Origin of the sequence: Staphylococcus sp. HMSC34C02, from assembly GCF_001838705.1 — a bacterium.
Taxonomy (GTDB): Bacteria; Bacillota; Bacilli; order Staphylococcales; family Staphylococcaceae; genus Staphylococcus; species Staphylococcus borealis.
The window spans coordinates 1-339 of record NZ_KV838594.1 but is presented as its reverse complement, the minus strand read 5'-3'; the positions used below and the strand labels follow the sequence as shown (position 1 = coordinate 339).

Genomic DNA, 339 nt, shown 5'->3' with positions numbered 1-339 from the left:
TTTTTGCTTGTGCTTTTTTCTCAACTGTTGGTTGCACATTGTTGATTGAATCTACACCGTTTGTTTTTGCTGCATCTACACCTGCATTATTTGTCGCTTGGTCTATTGCTGCTTTCGTATTATTCACTGCTTCATCGACTTTCGCTTTCGCTGCTGCCTTCTCTTCATCTGTCGCGTTTGGCGTTTGATCGATTTCTGCTTTCTTTGCTTGCGCTGCATTATCGATTGCTTGTTTTGCTTCGTCTTTCTTAACAACCGTTGGTTGCACATGATTGATCGCGTCTACACTTGAAGATTTAGCAGTGTCTACGCCTGCGTTATTTGTTGCTTGATCTATCG

General features: G+C 42.2%; 1 protein-coding gene. It reads right to left on the bottom strand.

Features of this window, described 5'->3' with window-relative positions; translation table 11 throughout:
- The coding region (locus tag HMPREF3239_RS11910; RefSeq protein ID WP_176747970.1) for a DUF1542 domain-containing protein at window positions 1-339 on the bottom strand (339 nt) is incomplete at both ends.